An 18,300-nucleotide genomic window follows, 5' to 3' on the forward strand; every position below is an offset into this window, starting at 1 on the left:
GTTTGGCGGGAGGGACCCGATACGGAGGATCATCCTCATGCAACCCAAGCGACCCGCGAAGGATGTCGACAAGATTGCCGAACGCGAGGCGGCTGCCTATCTGCGGCGCTCCTCGATCACCTATCTCGAGTGCTGCGTCAGCCTGATGATGACGCATCTGCAGCGCGAGGAAGTGGCCGCTATTCTCGAGCAGGAAGCAGACATGCTACGAAGGCTGGATTGATCGAAACGCTACACCTGAGATTCGTCCAGGAATCGTATCAGCCCCGCCCTGTATCGGTCTCCGGTCGCGGCCAGCCTTGCTTTTTCCTGGCCATTTTCGGATTGCGCAGCCGTGCTCCAGAGCCCGATTTGGAACGCCAAATAGCAGGGTTCGAAAAAATCGATGTGGCCATTGTCAATATCGAGCCCCATCCCCTCGACCAATGTCGTCACATCGCTGTCGGACAGTCCATATTCGACACGGGCGCCGGCAATGTCCCACTCTATCGGCTGGCAGCCAATCAAATCGTGTGCCCGGCAATGGTCGACGGCATCTGTCTTGACCACCGAGCCGTCGGCACAAACGAGAAACTCCCACGCGTGAAGCTTTCCGTCGATTTCCACCGGCTGCAGAACATGCGCAGGGGTTTTTTTCGAGAGCCAGCCGCGCAACGTCGCCGCTCGGTTCTCGCCCAGAGCTTCAGATGTATTGAAAACAGCCATTTCCGTGAGTGCGAGCAATGATGCACCCGGTTCGCAGGTTCGGAGATTGAGCGCCCGCCAGGTTAGATAGCGCGCCAACTCCGCGACCAGCCTTCCTCTTGGCAGCGGCGCCTGGTCCATCGTGGTGCCGTCAATCCACCGTTCGACCAGAAAGCCGTGGCAAAGCCCGACCACTTGCGATCCGAACCCGGCTTTCCCCAACATTTCCGCGGCTCGTCTCTTACGCCGTCCGGTTTCGCCGAGGCCGGCGAATTTGACGAGCCAGCGACCACACCCCGCGGACGCCAGGAATTTACGCCGCTCGATGCCGCGCGGGCTCGGCGGCCAATGCTTTTCGTCGACGTAGTGGACGCTCCTCCATTCGCCACCAGACAGTTCGGTCAGGCGTAATTCGGGGCTGCCGACCGCCTCGGCCACCCATTCGCTAAGCGTGGGAATGTTCGAGCTTTCGGGGAAGGTGCATTCGAGCGCCGTCGCCACATGTTTCGGACAGCGCGACCATGTCTCCCTGGCCTCCCGTGACGCTTCGATGCCCGGGTCGCCAGGATGGCTGGGAAACAGGTGAATGCGGTCCATACCAATACCCAGTTCCCGCAGCCACGCGACGACGGCGTGCATCGAACTGCCGGACAGACCGGGACCTTCGTCTACAACGGCGAAGCGTGCCGATGGATTGTTCTTCCAGGAAGCGATCGAGCGCGGATCGGCATTGATGTGCCTGCGGAAAGGATGGCCGACCGGACGAACGCTGAACGGCGCCGGCGCGCCAATCGCGGCAGCCACTATGGCGGCAAGCCCCAGGCCGATGCTGCGGATGCCGATCACGCATGTGTTCGCATCGAGACCTGACTCCTGCGCCGCTCCCAAATAGCTTTCGGGATAAAGCGCGTAATGCGCGTAACCCTCGGCAGAACCGGTCAGAACCTCAGCCTCGCAATCCAACCCGTCCAGCAGTTGGAGAAGTCCTGGGTCGATGCCACCGCCCACGGCGAAACCGCTTCGCCACGACTTCGCCACCTCGGCCGCAAGACCAACCAGCAATCTCGCGCCTTGCTGTTGCCGCGGCGAAAAGATGTCGATGCCGCTGGTCTCGAAATCGACATCGGCAAGCGCCCGAACCAGTTCCGATACGCTGATGAATAGTCCAACCAACGCGGCATGGCGTCGGAGGCCACGAGCCATGCGGTCCAGACTTTGAGCAATCTCGCTGGCAGCTTCGCGAAGCCGTTCTGCGCTCTGCCTCCGCTTCTGGTCGCCGTAAACGATCATCGATCGGTTTTCCAATGCTTTGCCTTGCGGCAACGCAGCGAGCGCTGCTTCGATCCATGCTGTCTTGCGCAATTTTTCGGCAGGCCAAGGAACATTCCGGCACGCTGGTGGTTCGGCGGCAGGAACTTACCTTTGAACAGCATAGGGCGGCAGTTTCGTGGGATCGAAAAAGGTTCGTGTCGGTATCGTCGGGGTCGGCAATTGCGCATCCTCCCTGGTGCAGGGCCTCTCCTATTATCGTCACGCAAAAAGCAACGAACCAATCCCAGGGCTGATGCATGCCGACCTCGGCGGCTACCATGTCGACGACGTCGAGATTGTCTGCGCGTTCGACGTCGCCAGGAGCAAGGTTGGCCTCGACGTCGCTGAAGCAATCTACGCCGCCCCCAACAACACGTTCCGCTTTGCCGATGCGGCGGCAAACGGCGTTCGCGTCGAGCGCGGACCGACACTTGACGGCATCGGAAAATACTTGCGCGACGAAATCGAGGAGGCGCCGGAGCCGGTTGCCGACGTCAGCGAAATCCTGCGCAACAGCGGCGCCGACGTGCTGGTCTCTTACCTGCCGGTGGGCTCCGAGGAGGCGACGCGCTTCTACGCCGAATGCGCGCTCGAGGCCGGCTGCGCCTTCGTCAACTGCATACCCGTTTTCATCGCCTCACGTCCGGAATGGCGCCGGCGCTTCGAGCAGCGAGGGCTGCCGCTGGTCGGCGATGATATCAAGAGCCAGGTCGGGGCGACCATCGTTCACCGCCTGCTGGCCAATCTCTTCCGCGAGCGCGGCGTGCGCATCGATCGCACTTATCAGCTGAATTTCGGCGGCAACACCGACTTCCTCAACATGCTGGAACGCGAGCGGCTGGAATCAAAGAAGATTTCCAAGACCCAGTCCGTGGCCAGCCAGTTCGATGTTCCCCTGGAGCCGGGCAATATTCATGTCGGACCCAGCGACCACGTACCGTGGCTGACCGATCGCAAATGGGCCTATATCCGGGTGGAAGGGACGACCTTCGGCGGCGTGCCGCTCAACGCCGAACTCAAGCTGGAAGTCTGGGATTCTCCAAATTCAGCCGGCGTGGTGATCGATGCGATACGCTGCGCCAAGCTTGCGCTCGATCGTGGCATAGCGGGAGCACTGACCGGCCCCTGCAGCTATTTCATGAAGTCGCCTCCCGAACAGTTCACCGACGCCGAAGCGCGGCAGCGCACGCTCGCTTTCATCGCCGGCAAGGACGAGCCTTTGCTGGATGCCGCGGAATGACGACAACGTTCTTTTTGATCCGTCATGCAGCGCACGACAATGTCGGCTCCTATCTTGCAGGACGGATGGACGGCGTTTGCCTTGGCGAGGCTGGGAAGGCGCAGGCCGCGCATCTTGGTGGCCGCATGGCCCGGGAGCCGATTGAAGCCATCTTGTGCAGCCCGCGTGAGCGTACGCAAGAGACGGCCGTGCCGATCGCGCTTGCCTGCGGCGTCGGCGAAATCGCGATCTGCGCCGAACTCGACGAGATCGATTTCGGCGATTGGTCGGGAAAGACTTTCGACGAGTTGAATGGCGATGCCGGTTGGCGGGCGTGGAACGACCAGCGGCAGGAGGCCAGGACACCGAGCGGCGAGACCATGCTGGATGTCCAGGAGCGGATCGTCGCACTGATGAACGCAGTGCGCGAGCGGCATCCGAATCAGTGTGTCGCCCTGGTCAGCCACGCCGACGTGATCAAAGCCGCCGTCTGCAAGGTGCTTGGCTTGCCGGTCGGCGACTGCTTCCGCTTCGACATCGATCCAGCCTCGATCACGACGATCGTGTCGGGTGACTGGGGCTCCAAGCTCCTGCGAATGAACGAAGCTGCCTGACGAGGACTTTCCGGATGCAGATGGTCATTTTCGGTCTCACCGTTACATCATCATGGGGCAACGGCCATGCCACGCTCTGGCGCGGACTGATCCGCGCCCTGGGTCGGCTGGGATGGTCCATCACCTTCTTCGAACGCGATACCCCCTACTATGCCGGGACGCGTGATCTCGATCGGCTCGATGGCGGCAACGTCGTCATTTATCCGGACTGGGAAGACATCCGTCGCGTTGCGGAGCGGGCAATGAAGCAAGCGGATGTCGTCGTCGTTACCTCCTACTGTGCCGACGCCGTGGAGGCCTCGCGGCTGGCGCAGCAGACAGGTCGCGGATTGCGTGTCTTCTACGATCTCGACACTCCGGTCACGCTTGCCCGCATCGAGCAAGGCGAGCGTCCGCCCTATTTCGGACCTGAGGGTCTTGCCGATTTCGACCTCGTTTTGAGTTACACCGGCGGCTCTGCGATCGAGGCGCTTAAGTCGGTTTTAGGCGCGCGTCACGTGGTGCCTCTCTATGGGCATGTCGATCCCGACCAACACCGGCCGGCAGAGAAGCGGGCCGAATTCGCCGGTGATCTGTCCTATCTCGGAACTTACGCGGCGGATCGCCAGGCCGGCGTCGAAAAGCTGCTGGTCCGCCCGGCCGCGCGCCTGCCCGACCACCGTTTCATCATTGGCGGCGCGCAATATCCGCAGGAATTCCCATGGAGCGACAACATCTTCTTTGTCAGGCATCTTCCGCCAGCCGACCATCCGGCTTTCTTCTCATCATCTCGCCTGACACTGAACGTCACCCGGGAGGCGATGGCGCAAAAGGGCTGGTGCCCGTCGGGACGGCTCTTCGAAGCGGCCGCGTGTGGGGCTGCCATCGTCACCGATGCATGGCCGGGCCTGGCCGAATTTTTCGAACCCGGCCGCGAAATCTTGTTGGCGCATGACACCGATGATGTGGTCGCCGCATTGCGATTGCCGGAGCGCGAGCTCGACGGCATTCGAAGGCGTGCCCGCGACCGGGTCTTGGGCGAACACACTTCCGCACGGCGCGCGGCGGAACTGGATCGCATCCTGAACGAGGCCTTTCAAAGATCTCCCGGCGAACCGATGAGGGAAGCGGTCTAATGTTGGGCATCGTACCCGCTGCCGGGCGCGGCAGCCGCATTCAGCCGCTCGGCTTCTCGAAAGAGCTGCTGCCGGTCGGTAGCCGGATCGATGGACAGATCGAGCGTCCATGCGCCGTGAGCGAGTATCTGGTACGGCGCATGGTGCAGGCCGGCGTCGACAAGATTTGCTTCATCATCGGATCGGGCAAATCCGACATCCTTGAATACTACGCCGCCGGCTACGGTGACGCGGCGGCTCTCTTCGTGGTGCAGCCGAACCCCGTCGGTCTGTGCGATGCGATCTTCCGGGCGGCGCCCCTCGTCGCGCCCGACGAGGTCGTCCTGGTCGGCCTTCCCGATACGATCTGGTTTCCCGAGGACGGTTTCCGCCATTTGCCCGACGATCAGCTCTCATTTCTGCTTTTCCCGGTGGATCAGCCGGAATTCTTCGACGCCGTCGTCACCGACGTCCACGAGCGCGTGATCGAAATCCAGGTCAAACGACAGGATGCCGCCACGAACTGGGTTTGGGGTGCGTTCAAGATGCCGGGCCATATCCTGCATCAGCTTGCGGCACTCTGGCGTGAGCGCGAGCGCAGTGACGAATATATCGGCACTTTGGTCAACGCCTATATTGCGGCCGGCGGTACAGCTTTTGGTGTCAGGGCTGGGTCGGACTATGTCGATGTCGGCACTTTCAACGGCTATCGAACAGCTCTGCGGTTGCTTGAAAACGACGCCTCATCCGCGCAGCGCCGGCCCACCATGATCATGCCCGGCGCGCAGTCGCATGTACCCGTCGTTCCTGGCGAAGGAGCCTGAGCCATGCTGCATTCCCATGCCGAAATCCGCCGCCGCATCGATGCGCTCGGCCCGTGGTTCCACAACATGGAACTTGCCGGCGTCGAAACCGCTCCCAACCATTTTCTGGGCAACTACCCGCTGATCAAATGGCGCAAATTTGCCAATGCCATTCCTGCTGATCTGACGGGCAAGGCGGTACTCGATATCGGCTGCAATGCAGGATTTTACTCCATCGAGATGAAGCGGCGAGGTGCTGACCGTGTCCTCGGCATCGATTTCGATGACGCCTATCTGGCCCAAGCTCGCTTTGCCGCCGAGGTTGCCGATTGCGAGATCGAATTCCAGAAGCTTTCGGTCTACGATGTCGGGTCGCTGCGCGAGACGTTCGATGTCGTGCTGTTCATGGGGGTGCTTTACCATTTGCGCCACCCCTTGCTCGCGCTCGACCTGATCCGCGAACATGTCGCCCGTGACCTGATGATCTTCCAGTCCATGCAGCGCGGCAGCGCGGATCTGCCCGAGTTGGAGGAAAACTATCATTTCTGGACGCATGACCTGTTCGACCAGCCGCAGTTTCCCAAGCTGCATTTCATCGAGCACCGCTATGCCGACGATCCCACCAACTGGTGGATTCCAAACCGCGCCTGCACCGAAGCGATGCTGCGCAGCGCCGGTTTCGAGATCGTTCTGCACCCCGAGCAGGAGGTCTATTTCTGCCGCGCAGCCGGGGACCCGGCCGGCGGCGGCGCCATCTACCCCTCGAAAGGACAGCTCCATGATTGAAGCCGCCATGATCTGGAACGAGCCCAACAACAAATCGCATTGGGACCCAGAGCTCGATCCCGATTGGAGCCGCTTTGCCAGGATGGCGATCTTGTCGGCTGACGCAATCGCGTCGGAGAACCCGTCTTTGACGAAAGTACTCGGTGGCATCTCGCCGATAGATCCGGGCTTTATCACCCGCATGAAGGAATTCAGCGTGCTGGACCATGTCGATGCCGTCGCCGTGCACGGCTTTCCGCTCGACTGGAACCTGTGGCAGATCCACGAATGGCCACAGAAGATCGGCGAGATCGCGACCGTCACCAACCTTCCCATCTGGGTCAGCGAAGTCGGCGTATCGACCTTCGGCGCGGAAGAAATCCAGGTTTGGGGGCTCAAGCGCACCGCCGAGTTGCTGATTGGCAACGCACCACGCATCCAGTGGTACAGCCTCTACGATCTTCCGCGCGAATGGGAAGCAACGACGCGGCATCGCGAGGCGGAGGGCTCTTCTTACTATCGACATTTCCACATGGGGCTGCTGCGCCAGGACGGTACGCCAAAACCTGCGCTGGAGGAGTTCCTGCGCTACACGCCCGCAATGGGGCTGGTGCAGTGGTTTCATTTCGAGGACCCCCGGCTGGACGATGCCGTCGCCTGGATGAAGCGGCTGGGCGTCACCAATATGCGCACGGGGCTTTCCTGGGCAGACAGCTTCCGGCCGAACGCGCTGGACTGGTTCGACCGGCAGATGGAGGCACTCGCCGATTTCGACGTGACGGTCACCTTTTGCTTTACACCGCAGCATCGCGGAATGATGCCCCACCACACCAGCCCGCCACTGGCGCCGGAGGAGTTCGCGGAATTCTGCGCAACCATGATCCGCCGCTATGCGCCCGGCATGGCGTCCAATTCGCTCCCGACGCGGCGGGCCTCGGCAGCGTGAAATGTCATGCTACCGATGCATCAGACGCCCGACACATTGGACGAATTAGCGGCACCATCGACAGGTGGTGCGGCGTACGGGACCGAGGCCCAACCAGCCGCGGCGCTCACTGTCCTCAATGTCGCCTACCCTCTCGCACCCGTCGGACCCGATGCTGTCGGCGGTGCCGAACAGGTTCTGTCGATGCTCGATCGGGCGCTGGTTCGCGCCGGCCACCGCTCTATCGTCATTGGCTGCCGCGGCTCCAGCGCGAGCGGTACCCTTGTGGAAATACCGGCTGAAGACGGCGTGCTCGACGAGGCGGCGAAGAGCCGCGCGCAGCAGGCTCATCGCAAAGCGATCGCCGCTGCCCGCGCCCGATGGCCGGTCGATGTGGTCCATCTGCACGGCATCGATTTCGATGCCTATCTGCCCGACGATGGCCCGACCCTTGTGACCCTCCACCTGCCCTTGGACTGGTATCCGGCCGAGGCTCTGCGACCGACGCGCGACGACCTGTGGCTCCATGCGGTCTCGTCCACCCAGCAGCAAACGGCGCCACCAGGGGCCAGACTGGTGGCGCCGATTCCCAACGGCGTTGACATCGAATCATTGAACCTGGTGCAGCCGAAGCGAGACTTTGCCCTGGTTCTCAGCCGGGTCTGCCCGGAAAAGGGCATTCACCTGGCCCTGGACGCGGCCAAACAGGCGGGCGTGCCCCTGGTCATCGGCGGCAAGGTCTATCCCTACGAAACACATACGCGCTACTTTCGCGACGAGGTCCAATCCCGTCTTGATGCTCGCCGCCGCTTCCTGGGCCCGCTCGGTTTTAACGCCAAGAGGCGCTTTCTCAACGCAGCCCGCTGTCTGGTCATTCCAAGCCTCGCCGCCGAGACAAGCTCGCTTGTCGCCATGGAGGCCCTCGCCTGCGGTACCCCGGTGGTCGCATTCCCGAATGGTGCGCTTGCGGACGTCATCGAGCACGGCAGGACGGGCTTTCTCGTCAACACAGTCGACGAGATGGCCCAAGCCATTCTTGCGGCGCCCAGCCTGGACGCCGAGGCGTGCCGGGTGGAGGCGCGACGGCGGTTTTCGCTGGAACGGATGATCTCGTCGTATATGGCTGCCTATCAGGCGCTGGCACAACTTGGCACAGATTGCCAGCGCTTCGCTGCGGCACCGTGAGAAAAGCAGTGTTGCGCAGCGAAATCATCGATGACCCCGTAAAATTCGATGCCTTGACGCCGCACTGGTGGAAACTGTGGGAGCAGAGTTCCTCTGCGACGCCGTTCCAATCCCCCGCCTGGCTGGTGCCATGGTGGCGCGCATTCGCACCCGGTGAACTGGCGACAGTCGCGGTCTGGCGTGGCGGCGATCTGGTCGGGCTGGCGCCACTCTATCTCGAGCATGGAACGGCCGGTTCGAAGCTGCTTCCGGTCGGCATTTCGCTCAGTGATTATCTGGACATCCTGGCTGTCCAGGATATCGAGGCGGCGGTTGTCGCCACCATTGCCGAAACGATCTGCTCGGTCGGGTGGTCACAATGGATATTGTCTGATCTGCCGCAAAACAGTGCCGGTCTTACGATCGCGCATCCCGGTTTAACGGTCGAGAGGCCGGTAATTCATGCAGCCTGTCCCGTGCTTGCTGTTGCCGGCGACGACACGTTGGCCGGCTGCGTTCCCGCTCGGCGCAGGCGCCAGTTGCGCCGGGCGCGCCAAGCGGCGTCCAGACGCGGCCGGCTCGCGTTGGCGTCAGCCCGGGGCGATCAGAACTTCCTGAACCAATTGATCCGCCTGCACCATGCACGCTGGGTTGGACATGGAGGTGGTGTATTGGCCGACCCCGCCGTGCAGCACTTCCATGGGCTTTCACTTCCCTTGCTCGATGCTCACGGCCTGGTCCGATGCTGGTTGCTCGCGATCGATGGCACGACTGTCGCCGCCTATTACGGATTTCACCACCGCGGCCGCGCCTATGCCTATCTCGGCGGCCTCGATCCTGCTTATGCCGAGGAGAGCCCAGGTGCGATCCTGATCGGCCACGCGATCGCGGAGTCGATCCGCGAAGATGCGCGCGAGTTCGACTTCCTGCGCGGCCAGGAGGCCTACAAATACGGCTGGGGCGCCGTCGACAGGTGGACGATGCGGAGGATCTGGACGCGGAGTTGATGTCATGAGTGTGCACGCGCAGCGCCGGACATCGGTCAGACGGGCGGTCGAAGATTGTATGGCCGATGGTGCCTGCGCCGAAGCTGTTCTCGTCAGGCTGGCGCTTCACCTGCCACCCACAATTGAAGCGGCGGAATTGGCGAAGGTCGTGCTGAAAGTCCGTCCGGCGGATACCGGCGATGCTGAAAGACTGCGAAAGGTCGCTGGACTGCTGCGCCACAGACCGGGCGTCCTTGCCACTTTGCGAGCGACAGGCGGCGCCGTTCGGCATGAACGCGGTAACGGCGAGACGGATATTGCCGTCGTCACGCGGCTGGCCTCGAGTTTTGATGCCGCGGCAGCAATTTCGACAGCCGCAAGTGTCCAGTTAGGATCCCTTGGCGATGACGAGCGGCTGACAGCCATGACCGACGAAATCGTTGAATGGCTCGAGGCGCGAGAATTCACCGGAATTGAACGAGACATTCTCGACATCGGTTGCGGCATCGGACGTTTCGAGCGCGCGCTGTCCAATTCCTTCAAGCGGATGGTCGGCATCGACATATCATCGCGGATGATCTCTATCGCCTCCGAGCAATGCGCAGCGCTCGGCAATGTCGAACTGCGCCAAACCTCCGGTCTCGATCTGGCCGACTTCGACGACGACAGTTTCGATTGCGTGTTGGCGGTCGACAGCTTTCCCTACCTGGTCCTGGCCGGCATGGCTGAGCGGCTTTTCGATGAAATTGCGCGCGTTCTCAAACGGCCGGGCCGGCTCGCATTGCTGAACTATTCTTATCGCGGATCGCTTTCTTTGGACCGGGCCGACATCGGCCGTCTTGCGCAAGCTCACCAATTGCGGGTCGTCATCGACGGCGAGAAGCCGTTTGGGTCATGGGATGGCGACGCCTTCCTGCTTGCTGGGTGAGACGGAACATTACAGCGCGATGCCGGTTCGGGCGTCGGCACCGATCGGTGTCCTGGATTCGAAGGAGGAGATCGTGGCATCCGGCAGCAAAAAGCATTTCGGACAAGGCAGCCAAGGCAAAGGTGCCGGCGCCGGCGCAATGACCACCTTGGACAAGGACAAGATCGAGGAAAACGCGGTTTTGTGCAACCGCGACAGGAAGCAACATGGCCGAGAGCGCGGGCTGGACGGTAATCGAATCAAGTCCGATCAATTTCAGGATCACGCCGCAAACCGGTTGCTGAAGGACTGACGCCACCGCGCCGCGTCTTGCCGCGGCACGGAGGAAAAACTGTGCAAGGGCCGCCGGTGAGCCTCTCGGCGGTCGACAACGCCTTGTAGTGCCGAGCGCTCATCATCAGACTTGGATCTAGGGATGCTATCAAGAGAACGTGATGTCTCATTCGAGCGACGATACCACGGATCTGCTTGTCGAGATGGCAGTGGATCGGGAGATTGCTTCCCTGCTGGCCGCCATAGAGCAGGAAAAGATACCAGACCGCCTGTCCAAGCTGGCGATCAAATTGCAAAACGCTCTCGTCGAGAAGCGTCGGCGAGACGTGAAGAGCTGACTATCTGCGGTTGTCGACCTCTATATCGAGCTGACCATCCGACAGCTGATTTCGTCTCTCTATCAATGTCTGCAGAGAGCTCTCCCCGAGTAGCTCAAGGATGTTGGCGCGGGCACGATTCAGCCGGCTCTTGACCGTCCCTACCGCGCAGCCGCAGATTTCGGCGGTTTCCTCGTAGCCCACTCCTAAAACGCCGATCAGCATCAGCACCTCGCGCTGATGTTCGGGCAGCTTTTGGATGGCGCCGTGAACTTCCTTGCTCTGAACGGTCCATTCCTGGGTAGCTTCCGAAATCAGTCTCGAAGACGCGCAGTCGAGAAGGCCTGGCGCTTCCCGTGCAGCGATCTTGATCCGCGTGTAGTAGGTGTTGCGCATGATGGTGAAGAGCCACGACTTCATGCGTGTACCAGGTTCGAACTTGTCGATGTTGGCGAGCCCTTTGGTCAACGTTTCCTGCACCAGATCGTCGGCATCGTCTGGAACGCGGCAGAAGGTGCGCGCGAAAGCCCGCAGGGCAGGTATCAGATCAACGATGGAAACGTCATTGGTTTGTTGGTCGGCCAAGAGATAGCCTCCGGATGACAATGGTCCAGCTCCCAGAAGAAAGAGTGAATGAACGAAGCCAGAGCTAAATGCATGGAAGTTTGGTTCGTTCCCGCCGTTGGAAACAACTCTTCGAAAATTCCACCGGGCGCGAACACGCCGACTACGGTCTTCCCCCAAACACGCCCACTTCAAAGGAACGAAACACCATGCCGAGCTTCATTCCCGGGAACCTCGCCGGTGCGTTTGGCTGTGCAGGGCATGGACCGAGTCGTGCGGCTGGTAACGCGCAAACCACTGCCTGACAAACCTATTGGCGAACCACGTGGCGAACTCGGCTACCATCGATACATAGCGATAATGGTTGGCCCGGAGGACATGTTAAAGTCGTTGATTTTATCGATTTGTTGGCGCGGGTGAAATCCAGCAATCGGTCGAAGTTGCCGGGCAGTCGGCCAACGAACATGCTCGTCCAGCACTTGCTCTATTCTGCCCTCCGATCAAGCTAAGCCGATGAAATACCGGGTTGATTCACCCTTGACGGCGTCGCCGAACGGCGTGCTGTGGCGTACAATCTGCAGCTGCTCTCCGAAGCTGGCTGTTGCGGTGCTGTGCAACTCGCGTTGGCGAAAATCACGGATGACGATCAGCGCTTGAGTGAGCGCCCGAACCGGTCCTCGATCCGCGACTGCAGGAACTCGAGCCCCATCGAGAGCAGCCAATAGATCATCGAGGCGGTGATGAGCATCTCGATGTGGCGGAACTCGGTCTGGCCCTGCGTGCGTGCGAGATACATGATCTCCCAGACCCCGACCACCGAGACCAGCGAAGAATCCTTCAGCATCGCAATGAACTGGTTGCCGGTTGGCGGCACGATGACCCGCATCGCCTGCGGCAGGATCACCAGGAACATCGTCTGGTTAGCGCTAAGGCCGAGTGCCGTAGCACCCTCGGTCTGGCCGCGCGAGATGCTTTCGATGCCGGCGCGGAAGATCTCGGTCATGTACGCGCCGTAGCAGAGCGACAGCGCCATGATGCCGGCCGGCACGGCGCCGATCACGTAGCCAATCTGCGGCAGGCCGAGATAGATGATGTAGATCTGCATCAACAACGGCAAGCCACGAAACAGAGAGGTATAGAAGGTCGCCAAGCCATAGACCACGCCGTTGCGGGAAAGTTTGGCGATGGCGCCAACGAAGGCGATGAGGGTGGCGATGGCGATCGAAATGGCCGAAATGTAGAGGGTCGTCACCACACCCTTCGAGACGAGGAAGCCGATCTTCTTGGCGATGAACGCGAAGGACAGGTCGAAGGAATAGAAAAACAACATTAGCAACACGAACAGCTCTATCCAAACTGCCACAATCTGCTGTTTGCGGCTGAGATACCGCAGCGCGTTCCAGTTCGCCACCAAGATCAATGCGATCAGCACCGCCGAGACCGCCCGCCCGACGTCCGGGTTGGCGGCGAGCCACTCGACCGACCACGGAACGAGCTTGCCGAGCCAACTGGCTTTGATGCCGAGCCCATACAGGCCGGCGGCGATGGCGGCGAGCACGAAGAACACGCCAACGCGGCGCGCCGCGTCCGGGTGGTTGAGCAATAGTCGGCCGATCACGTCTTCGATCTCCCTGCGGTCAGCGGGTCCGCTCGCGCCACCAATCCTGCGCCTGCAGCTTCCAGTAGGTGAGTTGCGCAACCGCAAGTCCAGCCGGGCCGCCCGCCCAGGCAAGGCCGAAGGGTGTGAACAGCCGGTAGCGGTCCGATTGTCCCAGTATGGCTTCGGCGATCAACTTGCCGGCGATCGCCGTGGTGTTGATGCCATGGCCACCAAAAGCCGTGAGGTACCAGACGCCCGGCTGCAACGGGCCTATTTGGGGCATCATGTGCCGGGCATAAGACATGAGCCCGGACCAGGCGAGTTCGGTCTTGAGGTGTTCGAGCTGCGGATAAGTGGTGACCATCTCACGGCGCAATTGCCTCGCCAACACGCCCGATGAGGCTGCCCGGGTGGTGATGCGCCCTCCCCAGAGCAGCCGCCTGCCGTCTTCGACAACACGGTAATAATCGCCTGCGCGACGGTTATCGCCGACGGCGTCGGTCGTCGTAATCGCCTTGGCGATGAGGTCAGGCGCCCCCTCGCTCACCATAACGTAAGTGGCGATCGGCAGGAATGCCCGCTGCAGCCGACCGACCAGTGGCCCCGTATATCCGCCGGTGGCAACTACGGCCTGGCGGGCGCGCACTTCGCCGCTGTCGGTACGCAAGATCTTTTCGGCGCCGTCAAGGTTGGCTTCAACGGCAGCCGTTCTCTCGTATATCCTGCCGCCCAGCCGCTCGATCTCGCCAGCAACGGCGCGCAGATAGTTAAGCGGATGCATGTGGAAGGCGCTGGGATCGCGCAGGCCTTGGTGGTAGCGATCCGAATGCAGCACCGCTCGCACCTGGTCGCGATCGAGATAGTCGAGCCGGTAGTCGAAATCCCGCGCCAGTTGCTCGGCATATGCCTTGAGCACGGCGCCGCCATCGTGGCGAAGCACGCTCAATATACCGGAGCGCGGCTCTGCCGCCTTGACGTCGAGATCGCGGATCGTCTGCCGCACGAAGTCGACGCCTTCGATGGACAGGCGGTGCAGTTTTTGTGCCGCGTCGACGCCGGCCATCGCGGCGATGTTGTCGGTGCCGGTGGCGAAACCGGGATTAACGAAGCCGCCATTGCGACCGGAAGCGCCGAATCCTATCCGCTGCGCCTCAAGCACGACGACCTGCTGGCCGGCGCGAGCCAGCTGCAACGCCGTCGTCAGGCCGGCCAGTCCGCCGCCGACAACGACTGTCTCGCACTCGGAAACGCCGCTCAGCGGCGGTCTGATGGTGTTGTCGGCAAGCGTGCGTCGGTAATATGTGTCAGGACATGTCATGATCAATATGATGAGGTGGCGGCACTAGAGCATTTTGCAGGCAGGCGGAGCCGCCCGGTGTCGTGGAAATGCGGCTGAAACAAAACAGATGGAGCGGGATGTTCAATTGAATGCACCCCGCTCAAGCTTTATCCACGATGCCTCTCAGTCAGAGCTGTAATCCTTGCCGTACCACTTGGTGGTCAGTTTCGCGAGGGTACCGTCCTTCTTCATCTCGTCGAGAATGCCGCCGATCTTGGCATTCCACTCGGCATCACCTTTTTCCGCGATCACCACCAGTGGCTCACGGAAGGCATAGCCGCCTTCCAGGACACGCAACGGGTAGCCGTTCTTTATCGCGTTCTGAGCCGTCTGTTCTGGTGCGATGACCGCGTTGAGGCGCACGCCGTCGCCGAGCCTCAAATCGTCGAACGGCAGCATTGAGTCAGCGAAAGTCCTGATCTCACCGGGCTCCAGCTTGTATTCGATGGGCGGCAGGCCGGGAGCATCGATCTCGAGTTGTCTGCGGATGAAATCCTCCGACGTGGTGGCGGTCTCGACGCCGATGATCTTGCCGTTCAGGTCGGCGACCGATTTGGCCGGGCTGTCCTTGTGAACCACGTAAACGTAGGGGCTATAATAATAGATGCCTTCGAAATCGATCACCTTGGCGCGCGCTTTGGTCGGCGTCACCGAGCCGACACCCAGATCGTAACGTCCCTGCCAATGGCCGCCCGTCATCGTCGCCCAGTCCGGCGTATCGAAACTGACCTCGACACCGAGGCGCCTTGCGATCTCTTTCGAGACATCTATGTCGAAGCCGACCAACTGATTGCTGTCGTCGAGGAAACTCTGCGGCGGCCAACCGCTGTTTGTGGCGACCACCATTGCCTTCTTCGAGGTAACCCGGTTGATGGTTTCACCCGCCGAGGCCGCAGACGCGAACGCGAGCGTGGTAGTGGCCAAGGCCAGCCACGCGATCAATTTCCTCACTTGAACCTCCCTCTTCATCGTCATTCAGACATATGCTTCCCAGAGCGCGCTCCCGTAGAGAAACAGCAATTGAGAGCGCGGCATGAGATCGATCTCATATCAGCACACATATCGACGAGGGGATCAAGTCCTTTTTCAAGTAGCCAGTTGTCCTCCGGGGCGCAAAGCATCGGCACCCGCACGGTGCGGCGGAACCCGCGTTTGATGTGATGCGCGTGACTTTCAAGACAGAGGAAACGAAGGTCTACTTCAACCTACACAGCATCATTGCCAGATGGGCGGCACAGGATGGCTTGCTGTCTACGAGTTTCCGATGTTCCGGTTAAGCATGGGTGCGCGGCACACCGGCAGCAGCACCAGCAGGATGATGGCGGAGTCGACCCAGAGGACCCTGTTCACGCCCATCGTGTCGACGATCTGACTGGTCGCTAGGGTACCCACGGAGATGGCAAGATTGAAAGTGAAGCAGTAGATGGCCGTCGCGGTCTCCGCGCTTTCTGGTGCTGCACTCAGCACCCACGTCTGCAGCGTGATGGGCGCCGCGCCATACGCGAAGCCCCACACCAGCAGCAGGATGGTTCCTGTGAGCGGCGTGACCCCGAGCAACGGGAAGAGAGCCAGCGTGGCGCCGAGCCCAATGACGATGCAGGCCAATGTGCGACCGACGGATTTGGCGGCCCAGACGCCTGCGACGGCGTTGCCAATCATTCCGAGAATGCCATACCCCAACAGTAACCAACCTATGCTCCCTGCAGTGACGCCCGAGACCTCCAGCAACACCGGGCTCACGAAAGTGTAGGCACCGTAGTGGGCAGCCACCAGCAGTGCGGTCGCAACCACGCCCGACAGGAGGGCGGGATTGCGCAATTGCGCACGCAGGGCTTTCACCTCCACAGGCTGCGCCGCCTCCAGCTTCGGAAGCACAAGCAGGGCGGCGAGCAGTATGGCAAAGCTCAGGCCGGCGAGAGATCAGAACGCGCCGCGCCAGCCGACTAGATCACCGATGATCGTGCCGGCCGGCACGCCCAGCACCGCAGCGGCACTTACACCGCCGAAGACAATAGTCATGGCGCGCGGCACGGACGGTCCAGGAACAAGGCGTACTGCGATGCTTCCGGCTATCGCCCAAAAGCCACCGATGGTGATCCCGACGAGCAGCCTGGACGCGAGCAGAACGGGAAAGTTCGTTGCGAGCGCTGAAATCACGCTCGCCGCAGCCATTACCGCGAGCAGGCCCGCCATCAGAATACGCCGGTCGAGCCTCCCCACTGCCAACGGCAAACCGATAGAAGCGAACGCCGCAATTACGCCGGGTATCGTCACCGTGAGACCGCCACTCCCAATAGAGACATTCAACTCGGAAGAAATTGCCGGAATCAGCCCCACAGGGAGTTGCTCCGCAGTGATCATCGAAAAAATACCCAGCGATACAGTGAGCACGGAGAGCCACATGCGAAAAGTGGCTCCCTGTTTCTCCCGAAGGGCTGCTTTGGTCAGAGACATGATCACCTCCAGCCCGCGAGAAGGCACTCGACGCCAACGTTTCGGGCAAACGTTAGAGAGACGGATCGGGCAATTGATCCCGGCCTGGTTTCAGATAATCTGTCCACTGCGGATTGATAATCGAGGGAGATATGGATGGTGAATTCACGAAACGTGAATGAAAGAGGTGATTGCAGTTGGACCGGCTGACCAGCATGACCGTGTTTGCCAACGTCGTCGGTGAAGGCAGCTTCGCTGGAGCGGCCAAGCGGATGCGACTATCGCCAGCGGCTGTGAGCAAGCATGTCCAGATGCTGGAAGAGTGGCTTGGCGCACGCCTTCTCAACCGGACGACCCGGCGCATCAGCCTGACAGAGCTCGGCGCCTCCGTCTACGAGCGCAGTCTGCGCATAATCGAGGATGTCGAGGAAGTTCGTACGAGCGCGGCCGAGAGCAAGACACGTCCGACCGGCTCACTGCGTGTCAGCGCGCCGATCTCCTTCGGCGCGATGCACCTTGGGAGAGTCGTTGCAGAATATCTCGCGGTCTACCCGGAGGTGTCGGTTGAGTTGGTGTTGGACGACCGTGTGGTTGACATCGTGGAAGAGGGCCTGGATGTCGCGGTACGCATCGCTCCACTCACGGTTTCCAATCTGGTTGCTCGCCGAATCGCGCCGTCACGCGAGGTGGTCTGCGCTTCGCGCGATTATCTGGACAGACGCGGGCGTCCCACAAAGCCGTCGGATCTCCACGACCATGATTGTCTGGACTACGCGTTGCGCGCCAGCCGCGGAAAATGGCGGTTCGACGGACCAAAGGGGCAAGTGGCGGTAAAAATCACTGCACGGATGACGGCAACGAACGGGCAGCTCCTGCGCGATGCGGCGCTGGGTGGAGCAGGCATAGTACTTTGCCCCACTTTCCTTGTTGGAGAAGCCATTCGTTCGGGCCAGCTGGAGACAGTGATGCCCCAGTTCAAGCCGGTAAGCCGGTCGATCTACGCGATGTACCCGTCAAGAAGGCATCTTTCCGCCAAAGTTCAAAGCTTCGTGACGCTTCTCGCCGCCCACTTTGGTGAGAACCCACCTTGGGACAACTTTGGACCATGACGACTGGAATGTTGAGCCCAGAGGCCGCGCGCACTTGCACGGCCTTACTGTGCATGGGACCAGCACCCAGGGCCAAGGGGCGGTGCATATCGAGCCGTCCAGCACCTTTTCGAGACTGAAGCATCCGCTATTTGCCGACGGTCATTCGCTGAGGCTCAATCCACCGCCCATC

At 61.1% G+C, this 18,300-nt stretch carries 18 protein-coding genes and 1 pseudogene; 13 read left to right on the forward strand and 6 right to left on the reverse strand.

Going from position 1 to position 18,300, the window contains the following annotated elements:
• The first annotated feature begins 37 nt into the window (after positions 1-37).
• Positions 38-223 (forward strand): hypothetical protein, encoded by a 186-nt coding sequence (locus NKJ88_RS15835; protein WP_023667982.1) that lies wholly within the window; start codon positions 38-40, stop codon positions 221-223.
• A gap of 8 nt (positions 224-231) precedes the next feature.
• Here the strand turns inward: NKJ88_RS15835 and NKJ88_RS15840 are convergent, their stop codons facing one another.
• Positions 232-2,046, reverse strand: a complete 1,815-nt coding sequence (locus NKJ88_RS15840; protein ID WP_352444640.1) for a hypothetical protein — start codon at positions 2,044-2,046, stop codon at positions 232-234.
• An 85-nt stretch (positions 2,047-2,131) separates the two neighbouring features.
• On the opposite strand from NKJ88_RS15840, the gene NKJ88_RS15845 reads away from it, so the two are divergent.
• The 11 genes from NKJ88_RS15845 (at position 2,132) to NKJ88_RS15895 (ending at position 11,104) form a co-directional block, all read left to right on the forward strand.
• Positions 2,132-3,235: an inositol-3-phosphate synthase gene (locus tag NKJ88_RS15845; protein ID WP_023736084.1), complete on the forward strand. Its 1,104-nt coding sequence runs from the start codon at positions 2,132-2,134 to the stop codon at positions 3,233-3,235.
• Complete coding sequence (locus NKJ88_RS15850) at positions 3,232-3,828, forward strand: histidine phosphatase family protein (protein WP_023667978.1); 597 nt, start codon at positions 3,232-3,234, stop codon at positions 3,826-3,828. The genes NKJ88_RS15845 and NKJ88_RS15850 overlap by 4 nt, the downstream gene beginning before the upstream one ends.
• Positions 3,829-3,842: 14 nt before the next feature.
• Positions 3,843-4,943 carry a CgeB family protein gene (locus NKJ88_RS15855; RefSeq protein ID WP_023699986.1) on the forward strand — a complete coding sequence of 367 codons (1,101 nt, stop codon included), beginning with the start codon at positions 3,843-3,845 and terminating at the stop codon, positions 4,941-4,943.
• Positions 4,943-5,746: a sugar phosphate nucleotidyltransferase gene (locus NKJ88_RS15860; RefSeq protein WP_352444642.1), complete on the forward strand. Its 804-nt coding sequence runs from the start codon at positions 4,943-4,945 to the stop codon at positions 5,744-5,746. Before NKJ88_RS15855 ends, NKJ88_RS15860 begins: the two co-directional genes overlap by 1 nt.
• 3 nt (positions 5,747-5,749) lie before the next feature.
• Positions 5,750-6,511 (forward strand): TIGR04290 family methyltransferase, encoded by a 762-nt coding sequence (locus NKJ88_RS15865; protein ID WP_023687791.1) that lies wholly within the window; start codon positions 5,750-5,752, stop codon positions 6,509-6,511.
• Positions 6,504-7,436 carry a glycoside hydrolase 5 family protein gene (locus NKJ88_RS15870; protein WP_352444644.1) on the forward strand — a complete coding sequence of 311 codons (933 nt, stop codon included), beginning with the start codon at positions 6,504-6,506 and terminating at the stop codon, positions 7,434-7,436. The genes NKJ88_RS15865 and NKJ88_RS15870 overlap by 8 nt, the downstream gene beginning before the upstream one ends.
• Before the next feature lie 6 nt (positions 7,437-7,442).
• Positions 7,443-8,600 carry a glycosyltransferase family 4 protein gene (locus NKJ88_RS15875; RefSeq protein ID WP_352444646.1) on the forward strand — a complete coding sequence of 386 codons (1,158 nt, stop codon included), beginning with the start codon at positions 7,443-7,445 and terminating at the stop codon, positions 8,598-8,600.
• A gap of 8 nt (positions 8,601-8,608) precedes the next feature.
• Positions 8,609-9,586 carry a GNAT family N-acetyltransferase gene (locus tag NKJ88_RS15880; protein WP_352444648.1) on the forward strand — a complete coding sequence of 326 codons (978 nt, stop codon included), beginning with the start codon at positions 8,609-8,611 and terminating at the stop codon, positions 9,584-9,586.
• Complete coding sequence (locus tag NKJ88_RS15885) at positions 9,486-10,493, forward strand: class I SAM-dependent methyltransferase (RefSeq protein ID WP_352444650.1); 1,008 nt, start codon at positions 9,486-9,488, stop codon at positions 10,491-10,493. Before NKJ88_RS15880 ends, NKJ88_RS15885 begins: the two co-directional genes overlap by 101 nt.
• On the forward strand, positions 10,465-10,785 hold the full coding sequence (locus NKJ88_RS15890; RefSeq protein WP_502904751.1) for a hypothetical protein: 321 nt from the start codon (positions 10,465-10,467) through the stop codon (positions 10,783-10,785). The genes NKJ88_RS15885 and NKJ88_RS15890 overlap by 29 nt, the downstream gene beginning before the upstream one ends.
• A 142-nt stretch (positions 10,786-10,927) precedes the next feature.
• Positions 10,928-11,104, forward strand: coding sequence for a hypothetical protein (locus NKJ88_RS15895; protein WP_352444652.1), 177 nt, complete (start codon positions 10,928-10,930; stop codon positions 11,102-11,104).
• Here NKJ88_RS15895 and NKJ88_RS15900 read toward each other — a convergent pair whose 3' ends face one another.
• The 5 genes and pseudogenes from NKJ88_RS15900 to NKJ88_RS15920 all read right to left on the reverse strand — a co-directional run bounded on the left by NKJ88_RS15900 (position 11,105) and on the right by NKJ88_RS15920 (position 17,040).
• Complete coding sequence (locus NKJ88_RS15900) at positions 11,105-11,668, reverse strand: sigma-70 family RNA polymerase sigma factor (protein ID WP_352444654.1); 564 nt, start codon at positions 11,666-11,668, stop codon at positions 11,105-11,107.
• A 625-nt stretch (positions 11,669-12,293) separates the two neighbouring features.
• On the reverse strand, positions 12,294-13,265 hold the full coding sequence (locus NKJ88_RS15905; protein ID WP_023712239.1) for an amino acid ABC transporter permease: 972 nt from the start codon (positions 13,263-13,265) through the stop codon (positions 12,294-12,296).
• Positions 13,266-13,284: 19 nt separating this feature from the next.
• The gene (locus NKJ88_RS15910) at positions 13,285-14,565 is read right to left on the reverse strand and encodes an NAD(P)/FAD-dependent oxidoreductase (RefSeq protein ID WP_352444656.1); all 1,281 of its coding nucleotides are present in this window, start codon (positions 14,563-14,565) and stop codon (positions 13,285-13,287) included.
• A 144-nt stretch (positions 14,566-14,709) separates the two neighbouring features.
• Positions 14,710-15,537, reverse strand: coding sequence for a transporter substrate-binding domain-containing protein (locus NKJ88_RS15915; RefSeq protein WP_023691453.1), 828 nt, complete (start codon positions 15,535-15,537; stop codon positions 14,710-14,712).
• A 300-nt stretch (positions 15,538-15,837) separates the two neighbouring features.
• Positions 15,838-17,040 (reverse strand): annotated as a pseudogene (locus tag NKJ88_RS15920) (MFS transporter).
• Positions 17,041-17,216: 176 nt separating this feature from the next.
• Between NKJ88_RS15920 and NKJ88_RS15925 the strand changes: the two are divergent.
• Positions 17,217-18,128, forward strand: a complete 912-nt coding sequence (locus NKJ88_RS15925) for a LysR family transcriptional regulator (protein WP_023681081.1) — start codon at positions 17,217-17,219, stop codon at positions 18,126-18,128.
• Positions 18,129-18,300: the final 172 nt, after the last annotated feature.

This window comes from Mesorhizobium sp. M0016, assembly GCF_040324035.1.
In the GTDB taxonomy this organism is placed as follows: domain Bacteria; phylum Pseudomonadota; class Alphaproteobacteria; order Rhizobiales; family Rhizobiaceae; genus Mesorhizobium.